Raw genomic sequence first — 16,729 nt, 5'->3', positions numbered from 1 at the left:
GGTGCTGGTGGCGCCAGCGCAGGGGGTGGCGCCGCCAACAGGGTGAATTGGACGTAGGCTACTTGGCGTCTGCCGAGGCGCGGCTGGGGGCTTCATCCCAGAGCACCTCTTCAACGGCGACCTTGTTCTCGATCAGGCCGAAGTGCACCATGGCGTCGATGCCGGACTGGGCTTCGGCGACATTGAAGGTGACGTCGGCCGGGACGAAGGTCGTTGGCGCATCGGCAACATCGATCTGGTTGGCTTCTGCATGGACCTTGCGTACTTCTTCCAAGTTGGCCGGGTCGGAGTAGAACTCCACGGCTTCTTCCATGGCCGCGTCGAACTTCTTAGCGGTGTCGCTGTTCTGCTCTAGCCACTGCTTCTGCACGGTCCATACGGTGACCGGCATGTTGGATTGGAATTCCTGGACCGGGTTGGAAATGGACTTGTAGCCCTTCTCCAGCATCTGGTGGTAGAAGGAATCGGCGGGGACCACCGCGTCGACGGTGCCCTGTTCCAGTGCGGCTTCCATGCCTGCGTAGGGAACAGCAACTTCGGTGATTTCGCTTTCCGGGACACCGGCTGCTTCCAGCGCTTGGAGCACCGGGATGTCGCCGCCGGACTTCACGCCGACCACGCCAATGGTCTTGCCCTTCAAACCGGAGAGTTCCTTGATCCCGGAGTCCTTGGCCACCATGACGCCGGAGTTATCGGATTCTGGATCGACCATGCCGTTGCCGCCGATGACCTGTACCGGGACGCCCTGGGAGAAGGAAGTGGCGACATTGATCCACGAGCCGATGGCGACGTTCACGTCGCCGGAAACCACCTGAGCCAGCAGGGCTGCCGGGTCGGCGCCGTTGACCAGCTCAACGTCCAGCCCCTGGTTTTCGAAGAAGCCCTGCTCTTCAGCGATGTATGCGGTTTCGAACTGGATCGGAGCGACTGCCACCCGCAGCTTCACCGGGCCGTCGGCGCTGGGTTCCTCGCTGGATCCGCACGCGGCCAGTGAGCCGATCGCGAGGGCAGAGACTGCGAGAGCTGAGAGGGCCTTCCGTGCAGAACGTCGTTTCGTGACCATAGGATCTCCTTGAAAGCTTGGTGCCTAGGCGAAGGCTGCGAGTTGTCGACCGGGTTCGGCTCCCGGAAGAAGAAGCACATTGAGAATCAAAATGTATTCCTTGAATCACAATATATCTTTAGTATGATTGTGTGGCAAGACTCACAATCAAATTGATGCCGATGACGAAACTCGCAGGGCAGACCAGGAGAAACATCCCATGACAGCAACAGAACTTCCCGTCGCTCCACTGGCGCAGCAGCTGCGCGTAACCCTGGCGGCAACGCCGCTGCCGCTGGTCATCAATGGACAGGAGGTTGCCGGCTCCGGAGAAAACCTGCCGGTGACCGACCCCTCGACCGGCCAGCTGCTGACCGAGACTGCAGCTGCCACCGCCGCGGACGTCGACCGTGCCGTCGCCGCTGCCCGCGCGGCCTTCGAATCCGGGCCCTGGGCCGAGATGACGCCGGCGGCACGCCAGCGCGCGCTGCACCGCTTTGCTGACGCACTGGAAGCGAATCTCGATGAGCTGGCTACGCTGGAATCCCTGAACTGCGGCAAGCCCTTCAACGTCGCTCGCTTCGGCGAACTGCCTGCGGGCATCGAGACCTTGCGCTACTTCGCTGGCTGGGCCACCAAGCTCAACGGCGAAACCCGCGAGGTTTCCCTGCCGGGGACCTGGCACGCTTATACCCAGCGCCAGGCCCTGGGTGTGGCCGCACTGATCGTTCCGTGGAATGTCCCGTTCACCATTGCCTTGTCCAAGGTGGCCCCAGCGCTGGCCTCCGGTTGTACGGTGGTGCTCAAGCCCGCGGAGCTGACCCCGCTGACCGCTGTGCGCATGGCGCAGATTGCGCTGGAAGCAGGCATCCCGGCTGGTGTGCTGAACGTTGTTCAGGGCTTGGGTCCGGTGGCAGGGCAAGCGCTCGCCGACCATCCGGATGTCGACAAGCTCTCCTTCACCGGGTCCACTGCAGTAGGCAAGAAGCTGTTGGCTTCGGCAGCAGGAAATCTCAAGCGGCTGAGCCTTGAACTGGGCGGCAAATCCCCGGTGGTGATCTACCCGGACGCGGATCTGGCCAAGGCCATACCTGCCGCCGCCATGAGCATCTTTGGCAACTCGGGCCAGGTCTGCGCTGCGGGGTCGAGGCTGTTTGTCCATGAAAAGGTCGCCGACCAGGTCATTGAAGGCATCGCCGGTTTCGCGAAGAATCTTAAACTGGGAGCAGGCCTGGACGAAGGAACCCAGCTGGGGCCGCTGATCTCAGAGATGCAGCGCGAGCGTGTCTTGGGGTACATCAAGAAAGGCATCGCTGATGGCGCTGAACTGGTTGTTGGCGGACTGGCCAAAGGCGACGAAGGCTTCTTCGTGCAGCCAACAGTCTTGAAGAATGTCAGCCCGGACATGTCCATCGCCAAAGACGAGATCTTCGGGCCGGTGCTGTCCGTCAGCACCTTCGGTGACGAAGATTCGCTGGCAGAGGTGCTGCGCCGGGCCAACAACACCGAGTATGGCCTCAACTCGGTGATCTTCACCCAGGACATTTCACGCGCACTGACGTTCGCCAAGAAGATCCAGGCTGGCAACGTCAGGGTGAATACCGGCGCAGGCATGGATCCGAACATGCCGTTCGGCGGATTCAAGCAGTCGGGGTGGGGCGCAGAAAATGGCCGAGAGGGCATCGAGGCCTACACCTCGCTGAAATCGGTCACCGTCAAGCTCGACTAGCGGCAAGATCCTGGCCCGGGACTGCTGCGCGCATTCCCGGGCCGATAGGATGAGCTCATAAGCGAAAAGGAGCAACCGCGGCTGGCCAGCGCGTTGGCGCAGAAAGTTGTCGACACGATTGCGCCAACCATCAACCGCAACATGAACATTATGAATGCTCACGGCGTTATCATTGCTTCGACCGATGCCGCGCGAATCGGCACCCACCACGACGGCAGCGCCGAGGCGATCAGCCGCAACGCCATCATCCGGGTCAGCCAGGCCGACGGTTCCGCGGGAACCTTGCCAGGGGCCAATGTGCCGCTCACGCTGAATGGCCAGCTATGCGGAGTTGTCGGCGTGACCGGTGCTCCGCATGAGGTGGAACCGCTGGCCGGCCTGATTGCGTTGACTGTACAATTGCTCTTCGCCCAGGATGACGATCACTCGCGCAGCGCGCGCCGCGAGACCGAAGCCCGCGACATCATTTCTGCGCTGATCGCAGGCCGAGTTGCCCCCGAAGTCATCTACCGCTCGCTGGCGGCCCAGGGTTTGCGCGGGCCGAAGTGCACCGAAGCATGGCTCCCGCGAAGCGTCGAGGATCCGTTGCTCGAAGAACCTGCCAAGGATCACCATCGCACGTCATGGATCAGCCTGTCCGGCGCATACTGGAGGCTACGCGCAGCCTACGAGCCTGCTTTCGCTGAAGAACGCATGGACGAGGAACGTTTCCTTGTGTCCATGCCGGTGGAAACTGCGGCGGAGCTCATGGCCGAAACCGAAGCTCTGCGCGTGCTGCTGGGGTACCCGTCACTCGTGCCCCGCCATGCTCAGCGCGGAATGTGGAGCCGGGAAATTGCGGTGGCTATCGCCCGGACCCCAGCGCGCAGCCTGGAACATGCTGCTGCTCCGGCGCAACAGCTCAACGAGGAACAGGCCAAAACTCTCTTGGTGGCGTCGACGGCTGCATCGATGAGCCAAGCCGCCTCGGATCTGCATATTCACCGAAACACCTTGGTGCAACGGCTTGAGCGGATCGGCCAGATCAGCGGTGTGGACATCCGGCAGTCCAGCGAGTCCCTGAAACTCCAGCATGCGATTTACGCCAGAGAGGCCTTGGGGCAGCTGCATATTTTCTAGGGCCGGGGAACTGGGGTGCTGGTGCCAGAACTGGGAGTATCGGGATATTTGCACACATTGACCCTCATCGAAAGAGGGCAATTATTGTCGTGTGCCCATAGGTAATCGGTGCGGGTTTTTCTAATATTGGCAGGATGATCGATCTTTGCGCCCGAATTCCGTGGCGGCACAGAGGCATCTAGTCCAACAGTCAAGGCTTTGAGCAGCTTTGCCGACTGGACTGATCCGGCGGTTGCGTCATTGCGGAATGGGCGCAGAGAACTACCGTAATTGGCAAAGGAGCCAACCCGCCGTGTATGAACTGCTAGTTCTGCTGATCCTCGTTGTGGCCATTGTCTTGGTCACGGCACGATTTAAGATCAGTCCATTCCTCGCCCTCATTGGCGCCGCCATCCTGGCCGCCTTCGCCTACCGGATTCCGCTGGCCGACGTGGCCTCGACGGTCACCACGGCCTTCGGCAGCACCATGGGCAACATCGGTCTGGTGATCCTGTTCGGAACAATGATCGGTGTGATCCTGGAGAAATCCGGTGCCGCGATCTCCATGGCGGATGCGCTGATTAAGGTCCTGGGCACGCGGTTCCCCAACCTGACGCTGTCGATCATCGGCTACATCGTGTCCATCCCTGTCTTCTGCGACTCGGGGTACGTGGTACTTAATTCGCTGCGCAAGGCCATCACGCTGCGCACCGGAGTCTCCGCGCTGGCCACCTCCATCGCCCTGATGACGGGTCTCTACGCCACCCACACCATGGTTCCGCCCACCCCGGGCCCGCTGGCCGCCGCCGAGAGCATCGGCATTGCCGACAACCTCGGTTTGATCATCGCGGTGGGCCTGCCGGTCGCCGCGGTCTCGGCGCTTGCCGGGTTGTTCTATGCAAGCCGTTTCAACAAGTCCAAGTGGACCCCTTGCCGTCCGAGGACGAGCACGACCTCGCGGACCTGGACTACGAGCAGCTGCGCGCCAGCTTCGGCAAGCTCCCCCACCCGTTCTTGGCTTTCCTGCCGATCCTGGTCCCGTTGCTGCTGATCTGCGGCGCCTCGGTGGCCAAGCTCCCCTCGCATCCCTTCGGTGAAGGAACCGCGCTGGAGGTGTTCTCCTTCATCGGAACCCCGGTGATCGCGCTGATTTTCGGCCTGCTGGTCGCGACCTTGCTGCTGCGCGGGGACAAGAAGCTTGCGGACTTCAACGAGCAGATGCACGAAGCAGTGCGCACCGCCGCACCGATCCTGCTGATCACCGGTGCCGGCGCCGCCCTGGGCGCTGTGCTGGCCGCTTCCGCGCTGACCACGTTCCTCTCCGATTCGCTCAGCGGGCTGGGCCTGGGCCTGGCGGTGCCGTTCCTGATCGCCGCCGCGCTGAAATCGGCGCAGGGTTCCTCCACGGTGTCCATGGTGACCACCTCTGCACTCGTTGCCCCGATGCTCGGCTCGCTGGGCCTGGACTCCGATATGGGCATGGTGCTCAGCGTCCTGGCCGTGGGCGCTGGCGCGATGGTGGTTTCGCACGCCAACGACTCCTACTTCTGGGTGGTGTCCCAGCTCAGCCGCATTCCGGTGATCACCGCCTACAAGACCCTGAGCGTGGCGACCGCGATCCAGGGTACGGCGGCCTTTGCCACCGTGCTGGTGCTGGGTGTGGTGCTGCTCTAGACCTTGCCTGAAACGGGCCGCACACCGGTGCGGCCCGTTGCATCGGACCCGACGCTGCCCTGCCCGGGCTTGCGGTTTCCGGTCCGCGAACGGGTGGGAGCACCGGGGCGAGGACCAGCAGGCCACCGGCACGCACATGCCCCGGGGCTGCGTGGGCGGCGGCTGGCAGGCACCAACTGCAACCGGGTAGGCCCAGCGCTCACGAAGCATGGCGGACCTGCTGCGCCCCAGATGGCAACCTCCGGTGCGGTCAAGTACTTGCACGGCAAGACCTAGGTGCTGCCGTGCTGCTGGGAGCGCCGGGCCAGGCTGCTTCATGCCTGCTCCAGTGCTTCGGCGAATTCTTGTTCAACCACGGAATCGCTGTCGGCCAGGCCCGGCCCGTCGTCGAAGACCTCCAGGTCCCGACCGGCATCAGCCTCCTCGGATTCTTCCCGCCGACGGCAGCTGACGCCGCCGCGCTGACGCTGCTGGAGCGCACGGCCTTCAGCGTCGCGCGCACCTATCTGAACTGAGGCCCCGCTGGCGCTTTGCGCCAAACCCTTGCCACCGGCGCGGGTCGATGCCTAGCGTGGGAGGCAGCGCGGCGGACGCCGCGACCCCGTCGGCGAAAGGGCCAGCATGGCAACCGTGAAAGTGGCAGAAGAGAACACCACCGACATCGAGCTGTACTACGAGGACCACGGCTCCGGGCAGCCGGTGGTGCTGATCCACGGCTACCCGCTGGACGGATCCTCCTGGGAACTGCAGACCGCGGCGCTGCTCGGTGCCGGCTACCGGGTCATCACCTACGACCGCCGGGGCTTCGGCAAGAGCTCCAAAACCACCACGGGTTATGACTACGACACCTTCGCCGCCGACCTGCACACGCTGCTGGAAACCCTCGACGTGCAGGATGCCGTGCTGGTGGGCTTTTCCATGGGCACCGGCGAGGTGGCGCGCTATCTGTCCACCTACGGTTCCGGGCGCATCGCCAAGGCCGCGTTCCTGGGGTCGCTGGAGCCGTTCATCCTGCAGACCGCGGACAACCCCGAGGGGGTGCCGCAGGAGGTCTTCGACCCGATGCTGGAGGCAGTGAAGAAGGACCGCTATGCGTTCTTCACCGGCTTCTTCGAGAACTTCTTCAACACCGAGACGTTCCTGGGCAGCCGGCTGAGCGAGGAGGCGCTGGCCGCGAACAAGGCGCTGGCCTACGCGGCCTCGCCCTACGCCTCGGTGGCCGCCCAGCTGACCTGGGTGACCGACTTCCGCGAAGACATCCCCAAGATCGACGTGCCGGCGCTGATCGTGCACGGCACTGCGGACCAAATCCTGCCGATCGACGTCACCGGACGGCGCTTCGCCGCGGCGCTGCCGGCCGCCGAGTACCACGAGGTCGAGGGCGCGCCGCACGGGCTGCTGTGGACCCATGCCAAGGAGGTCAACGACCTGCTGCTGGGCTTCCTCTCCCGCTAGCCGGCTCCGAATTCGGCGGCCGCCACGAGCTCTAAGAGCGCAGCTACTCGGGCAACCACGAGAACGTGCGCATCGAGATGCTGATGCACGCCAAGCAGTCCGGCGCCGTCGGCCTGATGAACGGCATGGTCGAACAGTGCATGGGCGAATACAACCTGGATGGCTGGACCGTTCCGGACCTGTTCAACAGCGACGACGTCAACGCCTTCATGAAGCGCGGGCGCTGACCCGCTGAACCCTTCGAAACCTCCGGATGGCCCCGCCGCCCGGAGGTTTCGCCGTGCCCGGCGCGCGGCACACCGCGTCCCGCAGGCGTCATGCGGCGACATGTTCGGCGCTCCGGCCCGCCGCGCGCCGGCCGAATATGACGCCGTCTTGCGGTGCGTTCCGCCGCGTGACGGCGCGGTTCCCGAGCGCTCCGGGGGCGTGCTTGAATCGGTGCACACCATCCAGAGCGGCTGAGAGACCTGGCTCCGCGACGCCGCAGCAAACCTGCACTTCCGCAGGCAGTGCTACCGCCAGGTTCGATGGAGCCCGGGAACCCCGGAATCCCTCGGAACACGATGTCCAAGGAGCCCGATCATGACCGTCACCGCACTGCCCCGCGTCCCCTACGCCGGCACCGCCAGCGAGACCGAACTGGAGCACTGGCGCGGCATCGCCCGCCAGGTCGCCGGCACCCTGGCCGCCGACGCGCTGGCCCGCGACCGCGCCAACGCGCAGCCCTTCGCGGAGGTGCGGCTCTTGCGCGAGGCAGGGCTGCTGGACCTGCTGGCCCCCGCCGAATTCGGCGGCGCCGGAGGGCACTTCGAGACCGCCTTCGAGGTCATCCGCATCCTGGCCGCCGCCGACGGGTCGATCTCCCAGCTGCTGGCCTACCACTACATCAACCAGTCTTCCATCGCGTTCTACGCCCCGGCCGAGGCGCAGGCCGCCTGGTGGCGGCGCACCGTGGAGGAACGCTGGCTGTGGGGCGACTCGGTCAACCCGGTGGACCCGACCCTCGTGCTGACCCGCGAGGGCGCCGGCTACCGGCTGAACGGCGCCAAGCGCTTCTCCACCGGATCCGGGGTGGGCGAGGTGATCGTCGTGAACGCCCAGGTCGAAGGCACCGGCGAGCTGCTGGCCTTCGTGGTGCCGCGCGATGCGCAGGGGCTGGAGATCGTCGACGACTGGGACTACCTGGGCCAGCGGCTGAGCGCGTCGAACTCGCTGGTGTACCGCAACGTGCGCATCGAGCCGGCCGACGTGCTGGGCCCGGTCACCGACGAGCCGGTCTCCACCCTGCTCACCCCGGGCATCCAGCTGGCCTTCGCCAACTTCTACGTGGGCATCGCCGAGGGCGCGCTGGAACGCGGCAAGCAGATCCTGCTGGGGCGCAAGAACGCCTGGTTCCTCTCAGCGGCGGAGACCTACTCGCAGGATCCGGTGTTCCAGCGCACCGTGGGCGAGCTGAAGGCCCGCACCGCCGCCGTCGCCGCCCTGGCCGAGAAGCTGGGCCGCAGGTTCGATGCGCTGCTCTCGCTGGCCGGCGCGGTCACCCAGCCGCAGCGCGCGGAACTGGCCGTGGCGATCGCGGAGCTGAAGGTCGTGGCCACCGAGGCCGGCGTGGAGGTCGCCAACCGCATCTTCGAGGTCACTGGTTCCTCCTCCACCCAGAGCGGCGTCGGGCTGGACCTGTTCTGGCGCAACGTGCGCACGCACTCGCTGCACGACCCGGTGGACTACAAGAAGATCGAGGTCGGCGCGTACTTCCTGCGCGGCGAATCGCAGCCGCTGTCGCTGTACACCTAAACATTCCACCGCCTGAAAGGACCGCACCATGACCGCACTTGCCACCCGCACCCGCCTGGCAGAACTCACCGCCCGCTTCGCCCCGCACTTCGAGAAGATCGCGGCCGGCGCCGCCGAGCGCGACCGCACCGGCGCCCTGCCCTACCAGCAGGTCGCCGACCTGGCCGCCGCCGGCTTCGGCGCGATCCGCGTGCCCGTCTCCCACGGCGGGGCCGGCGCCACCCTGCCCGAGCTGTTCGAGCTGCTCACCGAGCTGGCCGCGGCCGACTCCAACATCGCCCAGGCGCTGCGCGCGCACTTCGCCTTCGTGGAGGACCGCCTGGTCGCCGCCCCGGGCCCCGGCCGCGACACCTGGCTGGCCCGCTTCGCCGCCGGCGAGCTGGTCGGCAACTCCTGGACCGAGGTCGGCGCCGTGAGGGTGGGCGAGGTGATCACCAAGGTCAGCCCGGACGGGGCCGGCGGCTTCAGCATCACCGGCGCCAAGTACTACTCCACCGGCTCGATCTTCGCCGACTGGCTGGACACCTACGCCGAACGCACCGACACCAAAACCCGCGTCATCGCCGCCGTCCGCCGCCACCAGCCGGGTGTGGCCCTGTCCGAGGACTGGGACGGCTTCGGCCAGCGCACCACCGGCACCGGCACCTCCACGTTCACCGGCGCGGCCGTGGAAGAGCTGATCGAGTTCGACACCCGCTTCAAGTACCAGACCGCGTTCTACCAGCAGGTGCTGCTGGCGGTGCTCGCCGGTTCCGCCCGGGCCGCCGAGCGCGAATTCGCCGCGCAGCTGGCGGCCCGCAAACGCACCTTCAGCCACGCCGCGGCCAATATCGCCGGGCAGGATCCGCAGCTGCTGCAGGTCATCGGCGAGGTTTCCGCCGCCGCCTTCGCCGCCGCGGCCACCGTGGAGCGCGTCTCCACGGCGCTGCAGGGCGCCTACGAGTCGGCGCTCGCGCTGCACTCCGGCGGCAGCGCGGAAGCCGACGAGGCCGCCAACGACGCGGCCGAGCTCGCCTCCGCCCAGGGGCAGGTGGTGCTGACCCCGCTGGTGCTCACCGCGCTCACCCACGCCTTCGACGCGCTCGCCGCCTCCGCCACCAGCGTGTCCAAGAACCTGGACCGCCATTGGCGCAACGCCCGCACCGCCGGCAACCACAACCCGTGGGTGTTCAAGGCGCGGCTGATCGGCGACCTCGCGGTCAACGGCACGCAGCTGCCCCGCGTCTGGGCGATCGGCGCCTCGAAGTAATCCACAATCCGCAGCTGCGGCGGTCCGCCCCCTCGGCGCCCGCCGCAGGCTGGGGACATGGAGCACACCACAAGCACCGAAGCGGTCGGGAAACTGGCCGAGGCCCGCAGCCTCATCGCCGCGGCCTGGGCGGAGGCGGCCGACGCGGACCTCCCCGCCGGCCACGCCGCCTACTTCGCGCTGCTTGTCGAACAGCTGGGCCAGGAGTTCGCCCGCGCCCAGCTCTTCGCCGCCGACCTGCTGCGTCGCACCGGCGCCCACCAGCTGGACGCCGACTCCTTCCAAGCCATCGCCGATGTCGGCGCGCAGCCCTCCGCCGAGGACCTCGCCCGCGCCGCCGGGCGCACCACCATGGGCCGCACGCCCTACAAGAACACCGTCGGACTGCTGCACAACTGGCTGGGCATCCCGCTGGGCACCGCCCGCGACCGGCTGGCCCAGGCCGACTGCCTCATCGCCCAGGTCACCACCGCCGGCCACCGCGCGCAGCCGCTGCTGCCTCAGCTGGCCGCCGAATTCACCGCCCCGCGCTCCGACCCGCGCCTGGTGCTTTCCGCCTCCCGCCTGATCCACGGCGCCCAGAAGGACTTCGGCCCCGGCCCCGCCGGGGAGCGGGCCCGCGCCGGCATCCAGGCCGAGGCCGTCGCGCTGATCCGCGAACAGCCCGCAACCGCCCGCAAGCACGTCGCCGACCTGATTCACCAGCTCAAATCCGGCAAGCGGCCGCTGGGCGCGCTGCTCTCGGAGATCGGCCTGTTCAAGCTCGGCCGCCGCAAGGGGCTGGAAAACTACCTGCTGCGCCTGCTGCCCTCGCAGGCCGAGGTCCTCGACGCGCACCTGCGCAAGGTGGACAACCCCAAAACCGAGGCCGGCAACCGCGAGGACCTCCACCGCCAGGCCGCCGAGGATCTCGCCGCCGAAAACGGCGACCCCGCCCCGCCGGACTGGGATGACTCGGATACCATGCCCGATTGGGCGCAGGACCCCGAGGAAGCCGACGACGCCGCCACTGAGGATCCGCACCACGAATACCCGGATACCGGCGACACGGAGCATGAAGATGCCAGCGATTGCCCGGACTCGGAGCCGGACTCCGATCCGGACCCCGATCGGGAGCCTGGCGATGACGAACCTTCGGCAGGCGCTGAGGCCGCCGAGCTGCTGGTTCCCTTCGAGGAGATGCGGCCCGAACTGCGCCACCTGATGGGCCTGCTTGCGACGCTCAGATCCTCCGGAACCGGCAAGCGCCGAGGCTCTGCCACCGAGGTCGGCATCATCATCGACTACGACAAGATGGTCGAAGAAGGGCAGGATTTCGCGGTCACCATCACGGGCAAGCCGATTTCCGCCGGCGAGGCCAGGGCGGCGGTCTGCAACGCAGGCATCTACCCGGTGGTCCTGAACGGGCGCGACAGGATCCTCAACCTCGGCCGCTCGCAGCGGCTGTTTTCCAAGAGCCAGGCCAAGGCCCTGCGCACCGCACGGCGCGGCTGCGCCTTTCCAGGGTGCACCATGCCCGCCGAACGCTGCGAACTCGACCATCTGGACGCGTGGGAAAAGGGAGGCCGGACGGACATCGACCGCGGCGACCTCTACTGCACGGTGCACCACATCGGGCGCCACTGCGGGTTGTTCCACGCAGTCAAGGTCGAAGGCAGCAGGCCCATGGTGCTGCTGCCCAAGAGCGTGGACCCCGAGCAACGGCTTCACATCAACACTCACTTCCTCACGCCTGCCGAGTCGAAACGCGCCCTGGCTTGGGCCGCTGAAGCGACCCAGCTCTGGAAAGCAGGCAAGCTGGAAGTGACCATCGCCGAGGCCTGAGCGCGCCCGGGCGAGCGAAACCGCGAGCCGGAAAATCGCCGGGTCCAAACGTTGTTTTCGGGCGTACAGTGAAAGGACGGGTGTTCGGTTTTTCATATCAAAGGAGATGGTCAGCCATGCAAGCTGACGTCAAATTCAAAATGCCGTTTAACTTCGTCCAGGTGTTGATCGCAGCCTTTGGCGCCATGGCCCTGAGCGCACTCACTTTCTTCATCGCGGAGGCCGCCGGGGCGTCCATGAAATTCTCCGACGGGATGTTCCAGAACTTCGATTTCATCCACATCATTCGGTTCACCGTGCCTCCGATCGTGGTGCTCGGCTTCCTGACCTTCCTCATCGCACGCGGCCGTCCGGGATTCTGCCGCATCGCCCAGGTGATCGGGCTTGCCCTGCTGCTCCTCTCGGCCGTGACGCAGCTGTTCTTCGCCGAGGATGCGGGAAGCGCGATCGCGGTCGCCATCATGCACGTGATCGTCGGCGCCAGCTGGTACATCGCGGTGAACAATTCCAACAAGAAGGCCAACGAGCGAGCCATGGCCGGCTGATTGGGCTTGGCACGTTCCGGGGGCGTGCCAACTCGCGGATAACCGGTGCGGGCCGGGTGTTGCGGAAGTCACCCGGCCCAAGGGTTTTGGCCGGTTGTGTTCGACTATAGAATCGTTGAGAACTGTCAACGATATTTTAGGGAACGCCAATGGCCCCGCAGGGAACCCCAAACAGCCCATTCAACTTCATCCAGGTAGCCATCGCCGCGCTCGGCGCAGGCTACCTCAACGTCATCATCTTCTTCATCGGCGGCTCGGCCGGAGCCACGATGCAGATCGGTGAAACTTCGCACGACGTCGTGCACTTCGCCCAGGTTCTGGGCTACACCTGGGCTTCGATAGTTGTCTTGGGCTTCGTGGTGTTCCTGCTCGGCCGGGCCAAGAAGGGCGTCACCAAGGTGGCCCAGTGGATCGGCCTGGTCATCGCCGTGGCGTCGATCGCCTTCCCGATCATGAACTCCGCCGATGTCGCCACCGCCTTCACGCTGAGCATCATCCACGTCATGACCGGTGTTGCATGGTTCTTCGCCGTGCACTACGGAAACAAGAAACTGCATACCGAAGCGCAGGCAGTCGCTGTCGCCTAACGCCAGGCTGAAAATGTCGGCATCGGAAGTCGCTTCCGATGCCGATTTTTGCATCCCGGGGGATCCCTAAGGCTTGCGGTGGACCAGATAGATCAGCATCGCGATGATCTTGTGCAGGACCACGATGGAGAAGATTCCGGCCAGTAGGAAAAGGCCGATGGCCGACATGGAGGCCACCGTCAGCCTCCATGAGTTGATGGTGATTGCACCGTTCTGCATGAAGTAAGCGTTGGCGCCGCTGGATGCAATGCCCAAGACCCAGCAGATGATGGCGCACCAGAAAAAGACCAAGGTGTCATAGCCGGGCTTGCGAGTGGAAGACATGAACTACCTTTGAGCGTTCGAGCCGCGTGGCCTGTCCAGGCGGCGCATCATCAACGCTAGGCGCAGGAGCCATGGGCGGCCAAACGCTCCGCGGTCCATGTCGGAGGCCAGTACGGGGCGCGCTTTCCCGGTGTGCTTAACAGGCCGTCACTTTCCGCCCTCCACGATGGCCCGGGCCTGCCGCAGCAACGGCTCGTCGACCATCTGACCTTCGAAGGTGAAGGCGCCGGAGTTCCCGGTGGCGGCAGCCAGCAGCCGCCTCGCCCGGTCCAGTTGTTCATCCGAAGGGGCGAAGGCGTCGCGGATGACCTGCATCTGGCTGGGATGGATGCTGGCTTTGGCGGTGAAGCCGCTGGCGGCGGCGTCGGCCGCCTCAACCCGCAGCCCGTCCAGATCCGCGATGTCCAGGTAGACGGAGTCGATGGATCCCTTGCCGTGCGCGGCCGCCTGCAGCAGCACCTGCGCGCGGGCGAAGCGGGAGACGTCCCGGTAGCCGCCGTCCGGGTGGCGCGAGGAGGTGCCGCCCAGCGAGGCGGTCAGGTCCTCGGCGCCCCACATCAGGGCGGAGACGTTGGCCGCCGCCGCGATCTGCGCGGCCGCGTTGATGCCGCGGGCGGTTTCGCACAGCGCAATCACCTCGAAGGGATCCAGCTTCAGCACCTGCTCGGCGGATTCGCATTTGGGCAGCATGATCCGGGTGTAGCCGGCCTGCTTGACCGCGCGCAGGTCGGCGACGATGTAGTTGGTGTCGAACGGGTTCACGCGCACGATGGTGCGTTCGGGGTCCAGCGAGCTGTCCAGCACGGCCTGCCGGGCGGCTTCCTTGCGCTCCGGGGCGACGGCGTCCTCCAGGTCCAGGATGACGGTGTCGGCGCGGTCGGCGGCCTTGGCGTAGCGGTCGGGCCGGTCGGCCGGGCAGAACAGGATGGCGGGTCCGAGTTTCATGACTTCTCCTTGCTCAGCGCCGCCTCGTGGGCGGCCTTGGTCCACATCAGGCAGGTGCGGGTGGCGGTCGCGACAACCACCCCGTCCTGGTTGCGCCCGGTGTGCCGCAGGGTGGCGATGCCCTGGCCGGGGCGGGATTTCGAGGGGCGGACCTCGACGATCTCGGTCTCGGTGTACAGGGTGTCCCCGTGGAACACCGGGTGCGGGAAGCTGACCGCGTCCAGCCCCAGCTGTCCGATGATGGTGCCCTCGGTCAGCTGCGGCACCGATTGGCCGATCATGGTGCCCAGGGTGAACAGGGAGTTGACCAGCGGCTTGCCGAAGGGCTGCGTGGCGGCCCAGGCGGCGTCCAGGTGCAGGCCCTGGTTGTTCATGGTCAGCGTCGTGAACAGCACGTTGTCCGACTCGGTGATCGTGCGTCCGGGGCGGTGCTCGTAGAGCTCGCCGGCGGTCAGTTCGTCCAGGTACAGCCCGCGCTGCACGATGCGGTTAGCCATGTTGGTCCTTTCGCGTATGCCCATCATCGGTGCTCGGCTCGATGGTGGCAAGGGTCTGCTTGGTGGTGACCAGGTCGCCGGGTTTCAGCGCGGGCATGCGCACGATCCCGTCGGCGGGGGAGGCCAGCTGGTGCTCCATCTTCATCGCCTCCACGATCAGCAGCACCTGCCCGGCGGTGACCGCGTCGCCGTCGGCCGCCTTCACCGCGATCACGGTCCCGGGCATGGGGGAGCTGACGTGCGGGGAGATGCCTGCGGCGCCGGCGGCCTCGGGGACCTGCTCGCGCCGGCCCCGGCGGCGCACCGCGGTGCTCCAGCCCGCCGAGCCCAGCCAGAGGGTGTCGCCCTCGCGCGCCCAGCTGATGCGCGCCAGCTGCCCGTCGACCTGCACCCCGTTGGGGGTGTCGAGCAGCCGGTGGGGCTCGCCATCCACCAGCGCGGCGCCGGCGGCCAAGTCAACCTCGACCAGCTCACCGTCGGCTTCCAGCTGCAGGCGGCGCGGGGCCGGGGCGCCCGGCCGCCAGCCGTCGGCTGCCCAGGGGCCGGTGCCGGGCGCAGGGCTGAGCAGGTGCGCGGCCAGGGCCAGCTCGGCGGCGGAGATCCGGCGGAACTCGAAGCTGCGGCGCTCGATCAGCGTGGTGTCCAGGTTGCCGGCGGCCACGTCCGGATCGGCCAGCAGCAGGCGCAGGTACTCGATGTTGGTTTTCACGCCCAGCACCACGGTGTCTGCCAGCGCCCGGTCCAGGGCGCGCAGCGCGGCGGGGCGGTCGGGGCCGTCGGCGATCACCTTGGCCAGCATCGGGTCGTAGTGCGGGCTGATCTGCTGGCCTTCGCGCAGCGCGGCGTCCACGCGCACGTGGCCGGGCAGCCGCAGCTTGCCCACGGTGCCGATGGAGGGCAGGAAGCCGGCGGCCGGGTCCTCCGCGTAGAGCCGCGCCTCGATCGCGTGCCCCTGCCAGCCCACCTCCTCCTGGCCAAAGTCCAGCGGCTGGCCGGCGGCGATGCGCACCTGCCAGGCCACCAGGTCGAGCCGCTCGCCGCGCACCCGCACCACCTGCTCGGTGACCGGGTGCTCGACCTGCAGCCGGGTGTTCATCTCCATGAAGTAGAACTCGTCCGGGTTCGCGTCGCTGAGCAGGAACTCGACGGTGCCGGCCCCGACGTAGCCCACCGAGGCGGCCGCCGCGACGGCCGCGGCGCCCAGCCGGGAACGCAGCGCGGCGTCCACCAGCGGGGAGGGGGCCTCCTCGATGACCTTCTGGTGCCGGCGCTGCAGCGAGCATTCGCGTTCGCCCAGGTGCAGGACGGTGCCGTGGGCGTCGGCCAGGATCTGCACCTCGATGTGCCGGGGGCTGGGCACCAGGCGCTCCAGGAACAGGGTGTCGTCGCCGAACGCCGCGGCGGCGGTGCGCCGGGCGCTGGCCAGCGCCTCGGGCAGGTCCTCGGGGGAGCGGACCTCGACCATGCCCTTGCCGCCGCCGCCGGCCGAGGGCTTGATCAGCAGCGGGTAGCCGACGCCCGCCGCGGCGGCGGCCAGCGCGGCGTCGTCGAGCCCGGGTTCGGCGATGCCCGGGGTGGTCGGCACTTGGTGGGCGGTGACGTGGTTCTTCGCGCGGATCTTGTCGCCCATCAGGTTGATGGCGTGAACCGGCGGGCCGATGAAGGTGATGCCGGCGGTTTGAAGGGCACGGGCGAAGTCCACGTTCTCCGAGAGGAAGCCGTAGCCCGGGTGCACCGCCTGCGCGCCGACGGCCCGGCAGGCGGACAGGATCGCCTCGATGTCGAGGTAGCTGTACGCGGCCGGGGCGGGGCCCAGGCGCACTGCCACGTCGGCGGCGGCCACGTGCGGGGAGCCGGCGTCGGCGTCGGAGTAGACGGCGGCCGAACGGAGGCCCATGGCGCGCAGGGTGCGGATCACGCGCACGGCGATCTCCCCGCGGTTGGCAACGAGTACTGTGTCGAACAT

At 67.0% G+C, this 16,729-nt stretch carries 17 protein-coding genes and 1 riboswitch; of the genes, 12 read left to right on the top strand and 5 right to left on the bottom strand.

Features of this window, described 5'->3' with window-relative positions; all coding sequences use genetic code 11:
- Positions 1 to 58 precede the first annotated feature (58 nt).
- Positions 59 to 1,063 carry an ABC transporter substrate-binding protein gene (locus JQN66_RS16210; RefSeq protein ID WP_204675938.1) on the bottom strand — a complete coding sequence of 335 codons (1,005 nt, stop codon included), beginning with the start codon at positions 1,061 to 1,063 and terminating at the stop codon, positions 59 to 61.
- A 199-nt stretch (positions 1,064 to 1,262) separates the two neighbouring features.
- Between JQN66_RS16210 and JQN66_RS16205 the strand changes: the two genes are divergently transcribed.
- From JQN66_RS16205 to JQN66_RS16155, 12 genes are all read left to right on the top strand, one after another.
- Entirely contained in the window at positions 1,263 to 2,771 is a 1,509-nt protein-coding gene (locus tag JQN66_RS16205; protein ID WP_204675937.1) for an aldehyde dehydrogenase family protein, read from the top strand.
- A gap of 93 nt (positions 2,772 to 2,864) precedes the next feature.
- Positions 2,865 to 3,890, top strand: a complete 1,026-nt coding sequence (locus tag JQN66_RS16200) for a CdaR family transcriptional regulator (RefSeq protein WP_204675936.1) — start codon at positions 2,865 to 2,867, stop codon at positions 3,888 to 3,890.
- 292 nt (positions 3,891 to 4,182) lie between these two features.
- On the top strand, positions 4,183 to 4,920 hold the full coding sequence (locus tag JQN66_RS18640; protein ID WP_275439044.1) for a GntP family permease: 738 nt from the start codon (positions 4,183 to 4,185) through the stop codon (positions 4,918 to 4,920).
- Positions 4,884 to 5,543 carry a GntT/GntP/DsdX family permease gene (locus tag JQN66_RS18635; protein WP_275439085.1) on the top strand — a complete coding sequence of 220 codons (660 nt, stop codon included), beginning with the start codon at positions 4,884 to 4,886 and terminating at the stop codon, positions 5,541 to 5,543. Before JQN66_RS18640 ends, JQN66_RS18635 begins: the two co-directional genes overlap by 37 nt.
- Positions 5,544 to 5,827: 284 nt before the next feature.
- Positions 5,828 to 6,058 carry a hypothetical protein gene (locus JQN66_RS16190; RefSeq protein ID WP_204675935.1) on the top strand — a complete coding sequence of 77 codons (231 nt, stop codon included), beginning with the start codon at positions 5,828 to 5,830 and terminating at the stop codon, positions 6,056 to 6,058.
- A gap of 106 nt (positions 6,059 to 6,164) precedes the next feature.
- Entirely contained in the window at positions 6,165 to 6,998 is an 834-nt protein-coding gene (locus JQN66_RS16185) for an alpha/beta fold hydrolase (RefSeq protein ID WP_204675934.1), read from the top strand.
- Between the two features lie 65 nt (positions 6,999 to 7,063).
- A complete protein-coding gene (locus JQN66_RS16180) occupies positions 7,064 to 7,225 on the top strand; it encodes a hypothetical protein (protein WP_204675933.1) in 162 nt (53 codons plus the stop codon).
- Between the two features lie 215 nt (positions 7,226 to 7,440).
- A riboswitch (SAM riboswitch) is annotated at positions 7,441 to 7,532 on the top strand.
- Between the two features lie 48 nt (positions 7,533 to 7,580).
- A complete protein-coding gene (locus JQN66_RS16175; RefSeq protein WP_204675932.1) occupies positions 7,581 to 8,792 on the top strand; it encodes an acyl-CoA dehydrogenase family protein in 1,212 nt (403 codons plus the stop codon).
- A gap of 28 nt (positions 8,793 to 8,820) precedes the next feature.
- Complete coding sequence (locus JQN66_RS16170; RefSeq protein WP_204675931.1) at positions 8,821 to 10,041, top strand: acyl-CoA dehydrogenase family protein; 1,221 nt, start codon at positions 8,821 to 8,823, stop codon at positions 10,039 to 10,041.
- A 57-nt stretch (positions 10,042 to 10,098) separates the two neighbouring features.
- The gene (locus JQN66_RS16165) at positions 10,099 to 11,865 is read left to right on the top strand and encodes an HNH endonuclease signature motif containing protein (protein WP_204675930.1); all 1,767 of its coding nucleotides are present in this window, start codon (positions 10,099 to 10,101) and stop codon (positions 11,863 to 11,865) included.
- A gap of 116 nt (positions 11,866 to 11,981) precedes the next feature.
- Positions 11,982 to 12,410, top strand: a complete 429-nt coding sequence (locus JQN66_RS16160) for a DUF6069 family protein (RefSeq protein ID WP_188948104.1) — start codon at positions 11,982 to 11,984, stop codon at positions 12,408 to 12,410.
- A gap of 149 nt (positions 12,411 to 12,559) precedes the next feature.
- Positions 12,560 to 12,997 (top strand): DUF6069 family protein, encoded by a 438-nt coding sequence (locus JQN66_RS16155; protein WP_204675929.1) that lies wholly within the window; start codon positions 12,560 to 12,562, stop codon positions 12,995 to 12,997.
- Between the two features lie 66 nt (positions 12,998 to 13,063).
- Here the strand turns inward: JQN66_RS16155 and JQN66_RS16150 are convergent, their stop codons facing one another.
- The 4 genes from JQN66_RS16150 to JQN66_RS16135 all read right to left on the bottom strand — a co-directional run bounded on the left by JQN66_RS16150 (position 13,064) and on the right by JQN66_RS16135 (position 16,729).
- Positions 13,064 to 13,321: a hypothetical protein gene (locus JQN66_RS16150; protein ID WP_204675928.1), complete on the bottom strand. Its 258-nt coding sequence runs from the start codon at positions 13,319 to 13,321 to the stop codon at positions 13,064 to 13,066.
- A 147-nt stretch (positions 13,322 to 13,468) separates the two neighbouring features.
- Entirely contained in the window at positions 13,469 to 14,266 is a 798-nt protein-coding gene (locus tag JQN66_RS16145) for an HpcH/HpaI aldolase/citrate lyase family protein (protein ID WP_204675927.1), read from the bottom strand.
- Positions 14,263 to 14,763 (bottom strand): MaoC family dehydratase, encoded by a 501-nt coding sequence (locus JQN66_RS16140; RefSeq protein WP_204675926.1) that lies wholly within the window; start codon positions 14,761 to 14,763, stop codon positions 14,263 to 14,265. The genes JQN66_RS16145 and JQN66_RS16140 overlap by 4 nt, the downstream gene beginning before the upstream one ends.
- Positions 14,756 to 16,729 carry an ATP-binding protein gene (locus JQN66_RS16135; protein WP_275439043.1) on the bottom strand — a complete coding sequence of 658 codons (1,974 nt, stop codon included), beginning with the start codon at positions 16,727 to 16,729 and terminating at the stop codon, positions 14,756 to 14,758. The genes JQN66_RS16140 and JQN66_RS16135 overlap by 8 nt, the downstream gene beginning before the upstream one ends.

Origin of the sequence: Glutamicibacter protophormiae, from assembly GCF_016894325.1 — a bacterium.
Lineage (GTDB): Bacteria > Actinomycetota > Actinomycetes > Actinomycetales > Micrococcaceae > Glutamicibacter > Glutamicibacter protophormiae.
Note: the sequence above shows the minus strand (reverse complement) of the source record. Positions and strands in the feature narration are given on the sequence as shown.

Excerpts from the sequence above, each read along its gene's own strand:
- JQN66_RS16170 (WP_204675931.1), top strand. The coding sequence starts at position 8,821 with ATGACCGCACTTGCCACCCGCACCCGCCTGGCAGAACTCACCGCCCGC.
- JQN66_RS16150 (WP_204675928.1), bottom strand. The coding sequence starts at position 13,321 with ATGTCTTCCACTCGCAAGCCCGGCTATGACACCTTGGTCTTTTTCTGG.
- JQN66_RS16135 (WP_275439043.1), bottom strand. The coding sequence starts at position 16,729 with ATGTTCGACACAGTACTCGTTGCCAACCGCGGGGAGATCGCCGTGCGC.
- JQN66_RS16145 (WP_204675927.1), bottom strand. The coding sequence starts at position 14,266 with ATGAAACTCGGACCCGCCATCCTGTTCTGCCCGGCCGACCGGCCCGAC.
- JQN66_RS16205 (WP_204675937.1), top strand. The coding sequence starts at position 1,263 with ATGACAGCAACAGAACTTCCCGTCGCTCCACTGGCGCAGCAGCTGCGC.
- JQN66_RS16175 (WP_204675932.1), top strand. The coding sequence starts at position 7,581 with ATGACCGTCACCGCACTGCCCCGCGTCCCCTACGCCGGCACCGCCAGC.
- JQN66_RS16155 (WP_204675929.1), top strand. The coding sequence starts at position 12,560 with ATGGCCCCGCAGGGAACCCCAAACAGCCCATTCAACTTCATCCAGGTA.
- JQN66_RS16140 (WP_204675926.1), bottom strand. The coding sequence starts at position 14,763 with ATGGCTAACCGCATCGTGCAGCGCGGGCTGTACCTGGACGAACTGACC.
- JQN66_RS16160 (WP_188948104.1), top strand. The coding sequence starts at position 11,982 with ATGCAAGCTGACGTCAAATTCAAAATGCCGTTTAACTTCGTCCAGGTG.
- JQN66_RS16185 (WP_204675934.1), top strand. The coding sequence starts at position 6,165 with ATGGCAACCGTGAAAGTGGCAGAAGAGAACACCACCGACATCGAGCTG.
- JQN66_RS16210 (WP_204675938.1), bottom strand. The coding sequence starts at position 1,063 with ATGGTCACGAAACGACGTTCTGCACGGAAGGCCCTCTCAGCTCTCGCA.
- JQN66_RS16165 (WP_204675930.1), top strand. The coding sequence starts at position 10,099 with ATGGAGCACACCACAAGCACCGAAGCGGTCGGGAAACTGGCCGAGGCC.